Raw genomic sequence first — 16,588 nt, 5'->3', positions numbered from 1 at the left:
AGCTCAGCTCGCGGCCGGCACGCACAGCACCGGCCGGTCCGTGGCCTGCAACAGCTTGTGCGGGATCGCCCCCAGCATCGCCGCCCGCACCGGGCTCTCGCCGTTGCTGCCCACCACGATCATCGTGGCCCCGTACCGCTCGGCCACCCCGAGCAGGGCCTCGACGGGCTTGGCCCCGCTCAGCTCCACGGTGAAACCGACGCCCGCCTCCTCGGCCCGGGACACGGCGCCCGCGAGCGCGGCCCGGCCGAGTTCCTCGATGGCGTCGCGCTGCGCGGCCATCTCCTCGCTGGCGCCGCCGGGCACCCCGGCGCCGTAGACGAACACCAGGTCCTCGCCCAGGCGCCGGGCCATCGTGATGGCGGTCTCCAGGGCTGCGCGGGCGGGACGGGACTCGTCGTAGCCCAGCACGATGGTCATCCGGCTTCCATTCCGTCGGGATCGGGTGCCGCGGACTTCAGACCACGGACGACGTCAGGGTCGGGCAGGCCCGGCCGTTCCTGCCAGTACCGGCCGTCCCGGATCCGCCAGGCGAACATCAGGATCGCCCCGACGGCGAAGATGCCGACGCCGATCACCAGCGGCGGCCCGACCCCGAGCCAGGCGTCGCCGCTGTAGGAGTTGGCCGGGTCGGCCATGTCCCGGGCCGAGAGCACCAGCAGCCAGATCAGCATCAGCGCGCCGGCGACCGGGGCGACGCCGATCAGCAGCAGGTTGCGGGCCGACTCCAGCAGGTGCTTGCGGTGGTACACGGCACAGGCCAGGCCGCTCAGGGCGTAGTAGAAGGCGACCAGCAGCGACAGCGCGGTGGCCGAGTCGTAGAGCGCGTTCTCGCTGATCAGGTAGATGCCGACGTACCAGACGATGGCGATGCCGGCGACCCACCAGGTGCTCACGTCGGGGGTGCGGTGGCGCGGGTGGATCCGGCCGAAGGTCTTCGGCAGGGCGTGCCGCCGGGCCATGGACAGGCCGGTGCGGGAGGCCGGGATGATCGTGGTCTGGGTGGAGGCGATGGCCGAGACCGCGACCGAGATCAGCAGCACCCAGTCCCAGCCGCCGAGCACCTGGTGGGCGAGGTCGGCGAACACCGCCTCCTCCTCGTCCGCGTTGGCACTCAGCCAGGCGGTGCCGGCGAACGCGACCACGGCGGTGGCCACCCCGAGGTAGGTCAGCAGCAGGATCACCGTCGACAGCAGCGAGGCCCGGCCCGCGGTGGAGGGCCCGCCCCGGGTCTCCTCGTTCAGGTTGACCGACGCCTCCCAGCCCCAGTACGCGAACACGCCGAGCAGCAGAGCGGTGGTCAGCGACGCCCCGCCGGCGCCGAACGGGTTGAACCAGGACAGCTGCGGCCTCAGCGCGGCCAGCGGGCTGTCGTCGGTGTACACCCGGAACAGCGCGACGGCGGCGAACACCAGCAGCGCCCCGACCTGGATGATGATCATGACGTTCTGTACCCGCGCCGACACGTCCGTGCCCAGCACGCACATCCAGGTGAGGACCAGGATCAGCAGCACGGTCAGCGGCATCCGGACCCAGTTGTTCTCCGCCGCCTCGTCGAGCCCGACCATCCGCAGCGCGAAGCTCACGCCCACGTCGGCCTGGGAGCCGATGATCAGCACCCCGGTCATCGTGGTGGCCCAGCCGCCGATCCAGCCGAACCACGGGCCCATCGCCCGGGTGACCCAGCTGAACGTGGTGCCGCAGTCCTGGTCCACCCGGTTCAGGTAGAGGAAGGCGGTGGCGATCAGCGCCATCGGCACGAACGAGGCCAGCAGCGCGCCCGGCGCGTAGATGCCGACGGTGGCGGTGATCGCCCCGATCACGGCGGCCAGCGAGTACGCGGGTGAGGTGGCGGCCAGGCCGATCACCACGGCGTCCACGAAACCGATGGCGCCGTGGTTGAGTTCGGTGCCCTCTGGTGTCTGTGTCACGAATCGAAACCCAATCCCGCCGCGTCCAATGCCCTGAGGAACAGGTTCCGTCGCCCTGCCTGATGATCCGCCCGGTCCAGTGACCACCGGGTCAGGTCGATCCCGATGCCGGCCAGCGGCTCGGGCGGGAACGGTACCGGTTGCCGCCGGACCATCCCCAGACGGGTCCGCTCGGTGTCCGCTCCCTCCAGCCGGTCGAGCAGCACCTGCGCGGCGAACCGGGTGGCACCCACCCCGAGCCCGGTGAAACCGGCCGAGTAGGCCACCCTTCCGCCCCGGGCCAGGCCGTAGAACGGCGCGAACCGGGTGCAGGTGTCGATCGCCCCGGCCCAGCGGTGGCTGATCCGGACGCCCTCCAGCTGCGGGAAGGTGGCCAGCAGGTGCGAGGTGAGCCGCTCGAAGGTGGCCGGCCGGTCCTCGTACCCGGCGTCGAGCCGCCCGCCACGGTGGTAGACGGCGTCGTAACCGCCGTACAGGATGCGGTTGTCGGCCGTCAGCCGGGAGTAGTGGAACTGGTTCGCCAGATCGGCCAGCCCCTGCCGGTTCTCCCAGCCGATCGCCGACTTCTGCCCGGCGGTCAGCGGTTCCGTCATCAGCACGTAGTCGTACACCGGCACGGTCATCAGCCGGGTGCGGCGCAGCAGTGAGGGAAAAACGTTGCTGGCCAGGGCTACCCGCTGAGCCCGCACCGTGGCGCGGGGCGTGCGCAGCGAAACCGGCCCACCGGCCCGGCCGCCGTCCAGCCCGAGCACCGGTGAGTGCTCGTGGATCTCGACGCCCAGTTCGCCCGCCACCCGGGCCAGTTCGTGGGCCAGGCGGGCGGGGTGCACCAGCGCGGTGTCGTCCCGGTTCCAGGCGCCGGCCAGGAACAGCGGTGAGTCGATCTGTTCCCGGACGGCGCCGGCGTCCATCCGCGCGTCACCGAGCCAGCCGGTCTGGTGCTCCTCCACGGCCACGGAGAGCGTGCCGGTGCGTTCCCACTGGCAGTCCAGCCCGAGTTCGGCCACGTCGCGGCCGAACTCGTCGAGGTTGGCCCGGCCGAGGCGCTCCAGCGCGGCGTACTCCCCCGGCCAGCGCGAGCGGCCGTTCTCCTCGCCGTGGGTGATGCTGGCCTCGCAGAACCCGCCGTTACGGCCGGAGGCCGCCCAGCCGATCGTCTCGGCCTCCAGCAGCACCACCCGGGTACCGGGAGCGCGGCGCTTGGCCAGCACCGCCGTCCACAGGCCGAGGTAGCCGCCGCCGACCACCGCCAGGTCCGCCGCGGTGGAGGCGGTCAGCGCCGGGTACCGGGCCCCGGGGGCGTCGTGCAGCCAGAAGACGGCGTGCTCGCTGGGTTCCAGCGTCTGCCGCACCAGCCGCGGGTCGGGCGCGTGCCGTTCGTACGCGGTGGGGGTCTGAGCCGAGCTCTGGGTGAGGGCCACGTCCGTCATTCTGGGTGCGCCGGCTGAGGGCGGTCAGGGAGCAACCTGTCGGGTTCACCCGTTCGATCCGACAGACCGTCGGGCGGAGTTGATCAATGTTTCCAACCGGTTTCAGGACGCTGCGAAAACCGTGCGCCCGTCGATCACGGTGCGTTCCACCCCGGTCGCGCCGATCTGCTCCGGCGGCCCGGCGAACGGGTCCCGGTCGAGCACCACCAGGTCGGCCCGGTTCCCCACGGCCAGCACCCCGCTGTCGTCGCGGTGGTTCACGTACGCACTTCCGGCGGTGTACGCGGCCAGTGCGGTGTGCAGGTCGAGACGCTGCCCGGGCAGGAACACCGGCCCGGTGGAGCCGTGGTTGCGCCGGTTCACCGCAGTGTGGACCGCGGCCATCGGGGACGGGTCGCTGACCGGCCAGTCGCTGCCCGCCGCCAGCCGGGCACCCGCCCGGTGCAGATCACCGAACGGGTACTGGTGCGCGGCCAGGTCGCCGCCCAGGAACGGGATGGTCAGGTCGTCCATCTGCGGCTCGTGCGCGGCCCACAGGGCCTGGATGTTCGCCGTCGCGCCGAGTTCCCGGAACCGGTGGACGTCTTCGGGATGCACCACCTGGAGGTGCGCCAGGTGCGGCCGGGTGTCGCGGAACCCGTGGGCCGCCCGGGCCGCGGCCACCGCGTCCAGGGCCTCGCGCACGGCCCGGTCGCCCAGGGCGTGGAAGTGCACCTGGAAGTCGAGGGCGTCCAGCGCCACGACGTACTCGCGCAGCGCCGCCGGGTCGACGAAACTCAGCCCGCTGTTGGCGGTCACGTGGCCGCAGGCGTCCCGGTAGGGGGCGGTCATCGCGGCGGTGAAGTTCTCCGCCACGCCGTCCTGCATGATCTTCACCGTCGAGCAGCGCAGCCGTCCCACGGTCAGGGCCTCCCGCCGGGCCACCAGGTCGGGGATCTGCCCGGCCCCGCGGTCGCGGTCCCACCACAGCGCGCCGGTCACCGTGGCGGTGAGCAGCCCGTCCCGGGCGGCGCTCAGGTAGGCGCCGGACACCTCGGGATAACCGTTGGTGGCGCACAGCATCGCGTCCTGCCAGCCGGTGACGCCGAGCGAGTGCAGCACCGTCTGGGCCCGCAGCAGACCCTCCAGCCGGTCGGCGTCGGTGGGTTTCGGCACCAGGTCGGCCACCAGGGCCACCGCGCCCTCCTGGAGGCCGCCGGACGGGTGACCGCCGGCGTCCCGGTTGATGACGCCGTCGGCCGGGTCGGGGGTGCCCGCGGTGAGGCCGGCCCGGTGCAGCGCACGGCTGTTCACCCAGGCGCCGTGGTGGTCGCGGTTGTAGAGGAACACCGGGCGGTCCGGCACCAGGTCGTCGAGCAGGTCCGCGGTGGGCACACCGCCGGGGAAGCTCTCCATCGACCAGCCGCCGCCGGTGATCCACTCCGCCCGCGGGTGGGCGTCGGCGTACTCGCGCACCCGCCGCCGGTACTCGTGCACGTCGGTGGTGCCGGTCAGGTCGCACTGCCCGAGTTCCAGGCCACCGAAAACGGCGTGGACGTGGGCGTCCTGGAAACCGGGCAGCAGCAGCCGCCCGGCCAGCGGCACCACCTCGGTGCCCGGGCCGACCGTCGCGGCCACGTCGGCACCGAGGGCCACGATCCGGCCGTCCCGCACCGCCAGGGCCGTGGTCCGGGTGCCGGCCGCGTCCATGCACCGCACCGGGCCGCCGGTGAACACCAGGTCGGCATCGGGATTCGCCATTGATCAGGTCCTTTCGATCGACGTCGAGCGTACGTCGTTCTCCGGAGCCGGATCAGGGGGCGGGCCGGGTGGCCTTGGTCACCACCCGGCCGTGCCGGCGGATCAGCCCGCCGCGCGCGCCCGGGCGAGGGCCACGCCGAGCTTGGCGATGCCCTCGCGGGCCTCGTCGTCGCCGATGTTCAGCGGCGGCACCACGTGGATGCGGTTGTAGTTGGCGAACGGCAGCAGGCCCTCCTCGCGGCAGGCCTTCAGCACGGCGGCCATCTGCGGGCTGCTGCCGCCGTAGGGGGCCAGCGGCTCCCGGGTGTCCCGGTCGGCCACCAGCTCCAGCGCCCAGAAGCAGCCGGTTCCCCGTACCTCGCCGATCCAGTCGTGCTGCTCGCTGAGTTCCCGCAGGGCCGGGCCGATCACGTCGGACCCGAGCCGGGCCGCGTTCTCGACCACCGCGTCGTCCTCCATCGTGCGGATGGTGGCGACCGCGGCCGCGCAGGCCAGCGGGTGCCCGGAATAGGTCAGGCCGCCGGGATACGCGCGGTGGGCGAAGGTTTCGTAGATCGCGTCGCTGATCGCCACCCCGCCCAGCGGCACGTAGCCGGAGTTGACGCCCTTGGCGAAGGTGAGCAGGTCGGGTGTGACGCCGTCGTGCTCGATCGCGAACCACCGCCCGGAGCGGCCGAATCCGGACATCACCTCGTCGGCGATCAGCATGATCCCGAACCGGTCGCACAGTTCCCGCACGCCGGTCAGGTAGCCGGGCGGCGGGATCATGATGCCCGCGGTGCCCGGGATCGACTCCAGCACGACCGCCGCGATCGTGCCCGGCCCCTCCAGCGTGATCACCTGTTCCAGGTGAGCCAGGGCGCGTTCGCACTCCTGCGCCTCGGTGGTGGAGTGGAACGGGCTGCGGTAGAGGAACGGGCCGAAGAAGTGCACGGTGCCGGAGGATCCGTTGTCGCTGGGCCAGCGCCGCGGGTCACCGGTGACGTTCACGGCCAGCTGGGTGCCGCCGTGGTAGGAGCGATAGGTGGACAGCACCTTGTGTTTTCCGGTGTGCAGCCGGGCCATCCGGATCGCGTGCTCGTTGGCGTCCGCGCCGCCGTTGGTGAAGAACACGTGGTCCAGGTCGCCGGGCGTGTGCGAGGCGATCAGCCGGGCGGCCTCCGAGCGGGCGCCGTTCACGTATCCGGGGGCGACCGTGCACAGCGACGCGGCCTGCTCCTGGATCGCGGCCACGATCCGCGGGTGCTGGTGCCCGAGGTTGGTGTAGACCAGCTGGGAGGTGAAGTCCAGCAGGCGGTTTCCGTCGGCGTCCCAGATGTGCGGGCCCTCGGCCTTGGTGATCACCATCGGGTCCAGCCCGGCCTGCGCCGACCAGGAGTGGAAGACGTGCGCCCGGTCGAGGTCGTAGGCGCGGCGCGGGTCCTGGGTGCTCTCGAGGTCGGACATCAGACGTTCCGCGGGAAGCCGAGGTCCAGGCCGCCGGCCGGGCGGTTGGCCGGGTCGATCCAGCGGCTGGTGACCACCTTGCCCCGGGTGAAGAAGTGCACGCCCTCGGTGCCGTGCGCGTGCGTGTCGCCGAACAGCGAGCGCTTCCAGCCGCCGAACGAGTAGTACGCCACCGGAACCGGGACCGGCACGTTGATGCCGATCATGCCGACCTGGACGTCTTTCTCGAACCGCCGGGCGGCGCCGCCGTCGTTGGTGAAGACGGCCGTGCCGTTGCCGTAGGCGTTGTCGTTGATCAGCTTCACCGCCTCGTCGTACGAGGGCACCCGCACCACGCTCAGCACCGGGCCGAAGATCTCCTCGCGGTAGATCTCCATGTCGGGCGTGACATTGTCGAAAAGCGTCGGCCCGACCCAGAATCCGTCACTGCCGCCGCGGGCCTGCACGTCGCGGCCGTCGATCACCAGCTTGGCGCCGGCCTGTTCGCCGCTGCCGATGAGGGACGCGATCCGGTCGCGGTGCGCGCGGGTCACCACCGGGCCCATGTCGGCCTCGCGGTCGTGGTCGGCGGTCGCGCCGGCCCCGCCGTCACCGGTGAGCAGCGTCCTGGTGCGCTCCGCGACCCGGGCGACCAGGTCGTCCGCGATCGAGTCGACGGCCACGAGAACGCTGATGGCCATGCAGCGTTCGCCCGCGCTGCCGTAGCCCGCGCTCACCGCGGCGTCGGCGGCCAGGTCGAGGTCGGCGTCGGGCAGCACCACCATGTGGTTCTTCGCCCCGCCGAGCGCCTGCACCCGCTTGCCGTGCCTCGAGGCGGTCTCGTAGACGTACTCGGCGATCGGCGTGGAGCCGACGAAGCTGATGGCGGCCACGTCCGGGGAGGTGAGCAGCGCGTCCACCGCGACCTTGTCGCCCTGGAGCACGTTGAACACGCCGTCCGGCAGGCCGGCCTCCTTCCACAGCGCCGCCAGCCAGACCGCGGCGCTCGGGTCCTTCTCGCTGGGCTTGACCACCACGGCGTTGCCGGCGGCGATGGCGATCGGGAAGAACCACATCGGCACCATGGCCGGGAAGTTGAACGGGCTGATGATGCCGACCACGCCCAGCGGCACCCGTTTGGAGTGCACGTCGACGCCGGTGGAGGCGCCCTCGGTGTGCCCGCCCTTGAGCAGATGGCTGATGCCGCAGGCGAACTCGACCACCTCCAGACCGCGCGCGATCTCACCGGTGGCGTCGGACAGCACCTTGCCGTGCTCGGCGGTGATGATCGCGGCGAGCTCAGCCCGGCGGGCGTTGAGCAGCTCGCGGAAGGCGAAGAGCACCTGGGTACGACGGGCCAGCGAGGTGTCGGCCCAGGCCTCCTGCGCCTTCACGGCCGACCCGATCACGTACTGCGCGTCACGCTCGCCGGCCAGGGCGACCCGGCCGCTGACCTTGCCGGTCGCCGGGTTCGTCACCTCGGCCCACAGCTCGGAGGTGCCGGCGAACTCGGCGCCGTCGGCCCAGTGCACGATGTTTGCGGTCATTCTTCGATGGTGCCCCCGCCGTCCACCGCCGACAGGGTGACAGATCGTCGGGAATCCCCAGGATCATCGTGCACACTGTCGCCCCATGTCGTACCTGACCGTCGCCGACGTGGTCCGCCTGCCCGTGGTCCGGCAGGGCGGCCCGGTGGTGCTGGCCGGTCACGACCGGCTCACCCGCCCACTGCGCTGGGTGCACGCCACCGAGCTGAGCGACATCGCGCCGCTGCTGCGGCCCGGCGACCTGGTGCTCACCACCGGGGTCGGCCTGCCGCCCGACGACGACCCGGCGGCGCTGCGCGAGTTCGCCCGCAGCCTGGGTGAGGTGGAGTGCGCCGGGCTGATGGTCGAGTACGGACGGCGCTGGCGCGACGCCCTGCCCGAGGTTCTGGTCTCGGTCTGCGAGGAGCTCGGCCTGCCGCTGGTCGCGCTCACCCACGAGGTGCGGTTCGCCGCCGTGATCCAGACGGTGGGCGAGCTGGTGGTGGACCGGCAGCTGGCCGAACTGCGCGACGCCGAGCGGGTGCACGAGACGTTCACCGAGCTGAGCTTCGCGCACGCCGGCCCGGCCGAGGTGCTGGAGGCGGTGCGCCGGCTGGCGGCGGCACCGGTGGTGCTGGAGAACGAGCAGCACCGGCCGCTCGACTTCCTGCCCGGCCCGGACGACCCGGTGGGCTTCCTCGACGGCTGGCAGGCCCGTTCGGCGCGGGTCACGATCACCGGCCGGACCGGCTGGGACGAGGCGAACGGCTGGCTGGTGACCCGGCTGGGCACGGCGGAACGCTCGTGGGGACGCCTGGTGATCGGCTCCCCGGGCCGGCCGCCGCAGCGCCTGATCGCCGTGGCCGAGCGGGCTTCCGCGTCGCTGGCCCTGCACCGGCTGCACGACCGCGACCGCGACAACCTGACCCGCCGCCGGCACCACGAGCTGCTGGTCACGCTCCAGTCCGGGGAACCGTCGGACGACGTGCTGCGGGCCTGCGAGCTGGCCGGGCTGCCGGTGGAGCGGCGGCAGTTCGTCGGCCTGGTGTTCCGCCCGCGGGTGGTCGGTTCGGGCCGCAACGACCTGGACGAGGTGATCGCCTCCGTGGTCGCCGCCACCCACGTCGCCCGCACGCCCGCCCTGGTCTGCGAGATCGACCGCGAGGTGCGGGCCCTGCTGTCGCTGCCCCGCGCGGTGCCCGCCGACCAGGCGGTGGACCGGGTGGCCGAGCGGGTCGGGCAGCGGCACGCCCTGCTGGTCTGCGCCGGCAGCACCGCCGCGTCCAGCACCACGATCGACCGCACCCTGCTGGAGGCACGCCAGGTGGCCGACTCGCTGCCCGGCGACCCGGCTCCCGGTGTGCACCGGCTCGCAGACGTGCACCTGCGTGGCCTGCTGACCCTTTTCGGGGACGACGACCGCCTGCGCCTGTTCGTCGACCGCGAACTGCGCCAGGTGCGCGAGCACGACGCCTCCCCGGCCGGACGGGGCACCGCCCTGCTGCCGGTGCTGCGGGCGCTGGTGAACCACCCGGCCGGCAAGTCCGCCGCCGCCGGGGCCCTGCACCTTTCCCGGGCCGCGTTCTACGACCGGCTGGCCCGGCTGGAGAAGCTGCTGGGCGTCAGCCTGGAGGACCCGGACATCCGGGTGTCGCTGCACGTGGCCCTGATCGCGGACGAGCTGTCGCGGCAGAGCGCTTCCCCGGGCTGAACGGCTTTCACGACAGCGGCAGCAGAACACCACCGGCCCCGTCCGGGTCCTGCGCCGCGTCGAGCATGGCCGCGGCCACCGTCGCCCGGGAGACCGGTCGCGGCCATCGTCGTCCAGGAATCGCCTCGAGCCGAACGGTGTGACGCCCCGGGCTCACCGGGCCGTTGGTGAGCGGCCCCGCGTGGAACACGCTCGCCCCGGCCGCCAGCAGCGTCTCGTCGGCCTGCACCCGGTCCGGGATCTCACTCGCCAGAACCCGGTTGATGACGGCGGACAACCGGGCCACCCCGGCCGAGCGGCCGGTGCCGAAGGCCGCGAGCCACACCACGCGGGGCCCTTCGGCCAGGGCCGACGCCGCCGTGCTCAGCAGACCGGGCGGGCTGCCCGCGACCAGGCCCAGCCCGGACACCACGACGTCCGCACCCCGCACCGCCCGGGCCAGCGCGGCGGCGTCCGAGGCGTCGGCCGTGACCCAGGTGAGGGACGGCGCCGACGGGCCGGGACGGCGGGCGAGCGCGACCACCTCGTGCCCCCGGGCCAGGGCCTGGGCCGAGAGCTGTTGCCCGGTGCGGCCGTTGGCCGCCAGAACGGCGATCCGCACGGCTCAGCCCTCCCGCACGGCGGAGGACAGCACACCGGCGGCCTCGGCGTGGATGCCCGGTGTGGCGGCCAGGAAGTCGGTGCTGTCCAGGCTCCAGGGCCGGCCGTGCAGGTCGGTCACCGTGCCGCCGGCCTCGGCCACCAGCAGCGCACCGGCCAGCAGCCCGGAGCGCACCGCACTGTGCTGCCAGAAGCCGTCCGTCCGCCCGGCCGCCACCTGGATCAGCTGGAGCGTGGCCGGGACCGAGGCCCGGGTGACGCCAGCCGCCGCCATCATCGCGGTCAGCGAACGGCCGATCAGTGACCAGGTTCCGGCGCTCTCGCGCGGGCTGGCCTGCCCGGTGCCGACGTAGGCCCCCCGCAGTCCGGTCTTCGGCGACACCGCGAGCCGTTCCCCGTCGCGATGCGCGCCCTGCCCGGCGACGGCGGTGTAGGTGGTGCCGGTGACCGGCAGGTGCACCACGGTCAGCACCGGCAGGTTGTCGCGCACCAGGGTGGCCGTGACCGCCCATTCGGCCACGCCGTGCACGTAGTTGATCGCCCCCTCCACCGGGTCGGCCACCCACCACTCCCCGGCCGCCAGCGGGCCGTCGGCCAGTTCGTCCTCCACCCACCCGGCCTGCGGGCGGGCCCGCTCCAGCAGCGGGCGCAGCACCTCCAGCGAGCGCCGGTCGGCGTCGGCGATCGCGGCCACCACCTGGTCCCAGTCCGAGAGCTGGTGTGTGCCGGTGAATCCGTCGGCCAGGCGGTGGCCGGCGGCCCGCGCGGCGTGGGTGGCCTGATCGAGCGTGCGGTTCAGCTGTTCGTCCATGCCGATCACGCTACGAACATCCCGAATTACCAGCAATGACAACCTGAGCAACTCAGAATTACCGGTAGTGGTAAGCATGGAAGGTGGACCTGAACCTGCTGACCGCCCTGGAGGCCCTGCTCACCGAGGGCAGCGTGACCGGCGCCGCGCAGCGCCTGCACGTGTCCGTGCCGGGCATGAGCCGCACCCTGGCCCGGCTGCGCCGCACCACCGGTGACGAGCTGCTGGTGCGGGCCGGCCGCGAGATGGTGCTCACGCCCAGGGCTCTCGAACTGCGCCCGCAGGTCACCGAGCTACTGCGGCAGACCCGCGCGGCGCTGTCGCCGGAACCCGGGCTGGACCCGGCGCGGCTGCGGCGCACCTTCACGCTGCGCTGGCACGACGCCGGCATCACCGCCCACGCCGCCGGCCTCACCGCCCGGATGCGGCGACAGGCGCCCGGCGTGCGGCTGCGCTTTCTGGGGGAACAGGCCACGGACAGCGGCGACGACCTCCGGCGCGGCGACGTCGACCTGTACCTGGCCGGGGCCGTGCCGGCGCAGGGCGGTCTGGAGTCCGAGCTGCTGGCCCACGACGAGCTGGTGGCGGTGATGCGGCGCGGCCATCCGCTCGCCCGCAAACGGCTCACGGTGGAACGGTTCACGGCCGCCGAGCACGCCACGGCGTCCCGGCGCGGCCGGCTGCGCGACCCGGTGGACGACGCCCTGGAGGCAGCCGGTGCCGCCCGCACGGTGGTGGTGGCGGGCCCGGCCGGCACGGCCGTGCTGCACCTGGTGGCCGGCAGCGACCTGCTCACCGTGGTGCCCCGGCAGATCACCCGCACCGTGGTGGCACAGCTCGGCCTGGTGGTGAAGCCGCTGCCCCTGCCGATGCCCCCGGTGCCGCTGCACCAGTTCTGGCACCGGCGGCACGACCAGGACCCGGCGCACCGCTGGCTGCGCTCACAGGTACGGTCGCAGGTGCGGGAACCGCTGCGCGACAGCGGTTCCTAGACCACGTACACCTTGCGCAGGGTCTCGTGCACCACCCAGCTGGTGCTGTCGCCGGCGTGCAGGCGCACCAGCACACCGGGGCCCAGCTCGATCACGTCGCCGTCGTCGAAGGTGACCGTGGCCGAGCCGGACAGCACCACGAACACCTCGTCCGCCTCGATGTCGCGGGCGGTGCCTGTGGTCATCTCCCACACCCCGATCTCCAGCCCGGCCAGGGCGGTGAGCGGGCGGGAGCCGGTCGTGGGCTTTCCGTCGTCCACCATTGAGCTCTCGACGGCGGCGAGCGGGATCGGCGACGAGGTGTCGAGGACGCGGGTCATGCGCGGTTCTCCTGAGGCTTCGAGGAGGGACTTCAACGAGGGGCATCGACATCGGCATCGACGTTCGGCTCGACGGTTCGGCTCGACAGGCTGGACGCCGCTCCCCGTCGGGACACCCGGCGACGGGCCGACAGCCTGACAACCCGACAGCCCGGGCGATCGGCTGCCCGATCCGATCCTGGCCCGGGCGCCCGTCCCCGGCCACCCGCAGAGTGTCGCGGGCCCCCGCCCTCACCCGACGATGTGTCAGGGGTTCAGTTGGGGATTCACATATCAGCCTGTCATCATCCTGTGCGCGGGAATCAGATGAATCCGGGTTTTGGGAGCAAGACGTGATCTCCAGTGCAAGGCGCCGTCGCACACTCCTCGGGGCGACGGTGGGTGCCTGCCTGGCCGGCCTGGTGCTGGCCGGCTGCGGCGGTGGCGACGACGATCCGGAGGCGCTGGACCTGAGCACCGTCACCGCCGCCGCCTCCACCCCCACCACGGCCGCGTCGCCGGTGAAGAGCGGCTGGTCGGTCGGCGCCAAGAAGGACAAGGCCTGGACGGCCGAGCTGAAAGACATCACCGAGCAGCTCGACGGTCTGAAGACCGGCCTCGACTCCGACGACATGGACGTCTACTTCAAGGCCTCGGAGAACGAGACCAAGCAGGAGGCCCGGCTGATCGGGGTGACCGAGGAGATGGCGGCGGCCACCACCGGCACCGGCATCGGGCACGTCGCCTGCGTGGTGGCGCCGGTGCAGCTGAAGCTGCTGGCCGACAGCGCCGACGACCCCGACCGGGCGATGTTCCTGGGCGTCAAGTGGGTCACCCCGGTCACCAAGGCCGCCCGGGCCGGCGGCAACACCGCCGACCAGGTCAGCTTCGCCGACGTGCAGCTGGACGCCCAGATGCTGGACGAGTGCCCCGACGTGCGGCAGGACGTGCTCGACTTCGCCGGTGTCGACAGCGTCGACGACCTCTACGACGCCGCCGGGGTGAAGAAGTCCTGAGACCGGGCTCTCAGCGCACCCCGCGGATCGGCAGCACGGCCAGCGCCCCCACCACGGCCGCCACGGCCCCGGCCCCGAACAGCGCGGAGAAGTTGTTGCCCGCCGCGCCGACCGCCAGGATCGCCGGGGCCACGGCCGGCACCACCGACGAGGGCAGCGACATCGCCAGGTTCATCAGGCCGAGGTCTTTGGCGGTGTCGTCGGGGTTCGGCAGCACCTCGGTGATCAGGGCGAAATCGACCGCGAAGTAGACGCTCTGGCCCAGCCCGATCACGGCGACGGCGACCAGGAACCCGCCGAAACTCCCGGCCTGGGCGGTCAGCCACAGACCGGCCGCGAAGATCAGCGCGGCGGCGACCACGAACGGCTTGCGTCGTCCCAGACGGTCGGACACCCGGCCGGCGACCGGGGAGAGGACCAGGGCCACCCCGGTACCCACGAGCGAGGCCACCAGCACCCTGGTCCCGACCGTGGCCGGGTCGGTGTGCTGCACGATGATCAGGTAGAAGGCCTGGTAGGCGTTGACCGCCGAGACGCCGAGGAAGATGCAGAACCGGCTGACCCAGGCGAATGCGAAGCCCGGGTGCCGCAGCGGGTTCACCCAGAACGTGGACAGGCCGATCCGCGGGCCCGGGGCGACGGCCCGCCGCACCGGCCGGTCCTGCACGAACAGCGCCAGCCCGATCGCGGCCAGCACGCCGAGGGCGGTCGGGAACAGCACCATCAGGCCGAGGGTGGGCTGCCCCAGCTGGGCCAGGAAGATGCCGACGACGGCCCCGATCGGTGCCCCCAGCCCGATTGCCGCCGAGGCCGGGCCCCGGCGGTCGGCCGGCAGCTGGTCGGGCACGATCGCGTTCGCGGCCACCAGGGCACTCACCGCGCCCAGCGACAGCACCACGTACGACAGGGTGAGCAGAAGCGTGGAGTGCGCGGCGATCTGGAGGCCGCCGCCCAGGGCCATCACCGCGGCACCGCCGAGCAGGAACGGACGCCGCCGCCCCAGACCTGACGTGGTGCGGTCGCTGAGCCGGCCGATCACCGGGTAGGCGAGCAGCTGGGCCACGCCGCCCACGGCCACGGCCGTGGACAGCACGCTGGTGGCCCGGGCCGCGTCGACGGCCGTGGCGGCGATCGACAGGGTGAGGATCGAGGCGGCCAGCAGCACCCCGTAGACCGAGCCGACGCACAGCGCCAGCACCGGGACGAACCCGCGGCGGGGCCCGGGAACCGATTCGGGAGTGAGATTTTCGGAAACGGGTACGGCACTGGTGGTCATTGAGAACTCCATTGTCTCTTCGAGGGGCGACCGTGCGGTAGAAACTAGAGCGCGACTCGCAGGTCGTGGGTGCCGGGCGGCAGGGTGCTGCCGCCGAACACGGCGTCCACGCCGTGCGGCACGTCGACGTGGACCGTGGCGGTGTCGCCGTCGACGGTCCAGGCGACGGCGATCCGGCCGTACGGGCTGAGGATCGAGGCCTCGGCGTGATCGAGTCCGCCGGTGAGGTCGGGCTCGATCACGACGGAACGAAAACCCGGCGCGGTGGCGCGGATTCCGGCGATGCGCCGGTAGAGAACGTCGTCGACGCACCCCAGGGCGTAGTGATTCAGCGAGACCGGGCGCACGGCGCCGTCGGGGGCGACCGCGTCCCAGTGCTCCCAGATCGTGGTGGCGCCGTGGTCCACCGCGTACAGCCAGGACGGCTGCCGGTCCTGCCGCAGCAGCTGCCGGGCCAGGTCGGCGCGGCCGGCGTCCCAGAGCACGTCAAGCAGGTACGGGGTGGACAGGAAACCGGTGTCCAGGCGCCCGCCACGCGCGGCGATCAGGTCGACGAGATGCCCTAGCAGCAGAGGCCTTTGGCTGGACTGCACCATGCCGAACGCCAGCGCCAGCACGTACGGCCCCTGGAGAGCGACCGGCAGGCGTCCCTGCTCGTCGACGTACTCCGCGGCGAAGGCCTCACGCACCCGCCGGGCCCGCTCGTGCAGCTCCCGGGCCAGGTCGTTCCGGCCGAGCACCCCGGCGGCGCGGGCCACCAGGGTGAGCGTGTGCGCCTGAAACATCGGCGCGACGATCTCAGCGGTGAGCCGCGGGGCGATGCCGATCGCCTCGTGCAGCGGCCGGCCCTCCATGGTGCTCGGGGTCAGCCAGTCACCGAAGTGCTCCCCCGCGTTGTACAGAAGGGCCTGGCGCGCAGCCTGTTCCGGGGTGAGCTCGACGCCGGACAGGCGCTCGGGCACCTGCGCAGCGGCACCGCCCTGGTACTCCACCCAGCGCAGCATCGCGTCCAGGTTCTCCGCCAGCACCCGCCGGTCGCCGTAGCGTTCCCACAGCGTCCACGGCACGATCGCGATCGCGTCGCTCCACCCGGCGCAGGCCACGATCGAGCCGAAACCCTTTGCTCCCGAGGTCAGTTCGTCGTCGTAGGGCGAGCGCGGCGACACGATCGGGATCCGGCCCTGCTCGTCCTGGTCAGCACGCAGGTTGTCGAGCCAGCGGGTCAGGAACGGCGCGACCATGGCGTTGTTCGTGGCGGCGGGCGCGAAAACCTGTATGTCACCGGTCCATCCGGCGCGCTCGCGCTGCGGGCAGTCGGTGGGCACGGACAGGAAGTTGCCACGCTGACTCCACACCACGTTACGGTGCAGCCGGTCCAGCCGGGGGTCGGACAGCCGCAGCGTGCCGGTGGCGGGCAGGTCACTGGACAGCACCACCGCCGTCACGTCACCGGGCTCCAGCCCCGCCGTGCCGCGCACCCGCACGTAACGGAAGCCGTGGAAGGTGAACTCCGGCTCCCACTCCTCCACCGGCGCCCCGGCCGACACGTACTCGTCGCGCTGGTCCTTGTTGATGCCGTCGATGTTGACGAACCAGCGGCCGTCGCCGTCCAGGGTCTCGGTGTGCTCCAGGGTGATCAGGTCACCGGCCGCGGCCCCACGCACGGTCAGCCGCACGCGCCCGGCCACCACCTGCCCGAAGTCGGCGATCCAGCCGCCCGCCGGATCGGCCACCACCGACCCGGCGGGCCGGTGCGCCACCCGCCGCACCGGCTCGCCGGCGAACGGCACGAGCACCTCCGACGCGGCGTCCTCGGGGGGCCCCCGCGGCC

General features: G+C 72.8%; 14 protein-coding genes. 3 read left to right on the top strand and 11 right to left on the bottom strand.

Features of this window, described 5'->3' with window-relative positions; genetic code table 11:
- Positions 1–3 precede the first annotated feature (3 nt).
- The 6 genes from KIH74_RS30840 to KIH74_RS30815 all read right to left on the bottom strand — a co-directional run bounded on the left by KIH74_RS30840 (position 4) and on the right by KIH74_RS30815 (position 8,073).
- Positions 4–420 carry a universal stress protein gene (locus KIH74_RS30840; protein ID WP_214159927.1) on the bottom strand — a complete coding sequence of 139 codons (417 nt, stop codon included), beginning with the start codon at positions 418–420 and terminating at the stop codon, positions 4–6.
- Positions 417–1,931 (bottom strand): APC family permease, encoded by a 1,515-nt coding sequence (locus tag KIH74_RS30835; RefSeq protein ID WP_214159926.1) that lies wholly within the window; start codon positions 1,929–1,931, stop codon positions 417–419. The genes KIH74_RS30840 and KIH74_RS30835 overlap by 4 nt, the downstream gene beginning before the upstream one ends.
- Positions 1,928–3,361, bottom strand: coding sequence for an NAD(P)/FAD-dependent oxidoreductase (locus tag KIH74_RS30830; protein WP_246573482.1), 1,434 nt, complete (start codon positions 3,359–3,361; stop codon positions 1,928–1,930). Before KIH74_RS30830 ends, KIH74_RS30835 begins: the two co-directional genes overlap by 4 nt.
- 102 nt (positions 3,362–3,463) lie before the next feature.
- On the bottom strand, positions 3,464–5,101 hold the full coding sequence (locus KIH74_RS30825) for an amidohydrolase (protein WP_214159924.1): 1,638 nt from the start codon (positions 5,099–5,101) through the stop codon (positions 3,464–3,466).
- A gap of 102 nt (positions 5,102–5,203) precedes the next feature.
- The gene (locus KIH74_RS30820; RefSeq protein WP_214159923.1) at positions 5,204–6,547 is read right to left on the bottom strand and encodes an aspartate aminotransferase family protein; all 1,344 of its coding nucleotides are present in this window, start codon (positions 6,545–6,547) and stop codon (positions 5,204–5,206) included.
- Positions 6,547–8,073 carry a CoA-acylating methylmalonate-semialdehyde dehydrogenase gene (locus KIH74_RS30815; RefSeq protein ID WP_214159922.1) on the bottom strand — a complete coding sequence of 509 codons (1,527 nt, stop codon included), beginning with the start codon at positions 8,071–8,073 and terminating at the stop codon, positions 6,547–6,549. The genes KIH74_RS30820 and KIH74_RS30815 overlap by 1 nt, the downstream gene beginning before the upstream one ends.
- 85 nt (positions 8,074–8,158) lie before the next feature.
- Between KIH74_RS30815 and KIH74_RS30810 the strand changes: the two genes are divergently transcribed.
- On the top strand, positions 8,159–9,763 hold the full coding sequence (locus tag KIH74_RS30810) for a PucR family transcriptional regulator (RefSeq protein ID WP_214159921.1): 1,605 nt from the start codon (positions 8,159–8,161) through the stop codon (positions 9,761–9,763).
- A gap of 7 nt (positions 9,764–9,770) precedes the next feature.
- Here KIH74_RS30810 and KIH74_RS30805 read toward each other — a convergent pair whose 3' ends face one another.
- Positions 9,771–10,364, bottom strand: coding sequence for an NAD(P)-dependent oxidoreductase (locus KIH74_RS30805; RefSeq protein WP_214159920.1), 594 nt, complete (start codon positions 10,362–10,364; stop codon positions 9,771–9,773).
- Positions 10,365–10,367: 3 nt separating this feature from the next.
- Complete coding sequence (locus tag KIH74_RS30800) at positions 10,368–11,174, bottom strand: inositol monophosphatase family protein (protein ID WP_214159919.1); 807 nt, start codon at positions 11,172–11,174, stop codon at positions 10,368–10,370.
- Between the two features lie 83 nt (positions 11,175–11,257).
- Between KIH74_RS30800 and KIH74_RS30795 the strand changes: the two genes are divergently transcribed.
- Positions 11,258–12,166 carry a LysR family transcriptional regulator gene (locus KIH74_RS30795; protein WP_214159918.1) on the top strand — a complete coding sequence of 303 codons (909 nt, stop codon included), beginning with the start codon at positions 11,258–11,260 and terminating at the stop codon, positions 12,164–12,166.
- Here the strand turns inward: KIH74_RS30795 and KIH74_RS30790 are convergent.
- A complete protein-coding gene (locus KIH74_RS30790) occupies positions 12,163–12,486 on the bottom strand; it encodes a cupin domain-containing protein (RefSeq protein ID WP_214159917.1) in 324 nt (107 codons plus the stop codon). The two genes, KIH74_RS30795 and KIH74_RS30790, sit on opposite strands and share 4 nt — an antisense overlap.
- A gap of 332 nt (positions 12,487–12,818) precedes the next feature.
- Here KIH74_RS30790 and KIH74_RS30785 point away from each other — a divergent pair, with 332 nt between their 5' ends.
- On the top strand, positions 12,819–13,481 hold the full coding sequence (locus KIH74_RS30785; RefSeq protein WP_214159916.1) for a hypothetical protein: 663 nt from the start codon (positions 12,819–12,821) through the stop codon (positions 13,479–13,481).
- A 10-nt stretch (positions 13,482–13,491) separates the two neighbouring features.
- On the opposite strand, the gene KIH74_RS30780 is transcribed toward KIH74_RS30785, so the two are convergent.
- Complete coding sequence (locus tag KIH74_RS30780; protein ID WP_214159915.1) at positions 13,492–14,757, bottom strand: MFS transporter; 1,266 nt, start codon at positions 14,755–14,757, stop codon at positions 13,492–13,494.
- A 44-nt stretch (positions 14,758–14,801) separates the two neighbouring features.
- A partial coding sequence (locus KIH74_RS30775) for an alpha-L-rhamnosidase (protein WP_214159914.1) occupies positions 14,802–16,588 on the bottom strand: 1,787 nt, incomplete at its 5' end.

This window comes from Kineosporia corallincola, from assembly GCF_018499875.1.
Taxonomy (GTDB): Bacteria; Actinomycetota; Actinomycetes; order Actinomycetales; family Kineosporiaceae; genus Kineosporia; species Kineosporia corallincola.
This window is presented reverse-complemented; position numbering and strand designations above follow the sequence as displayed.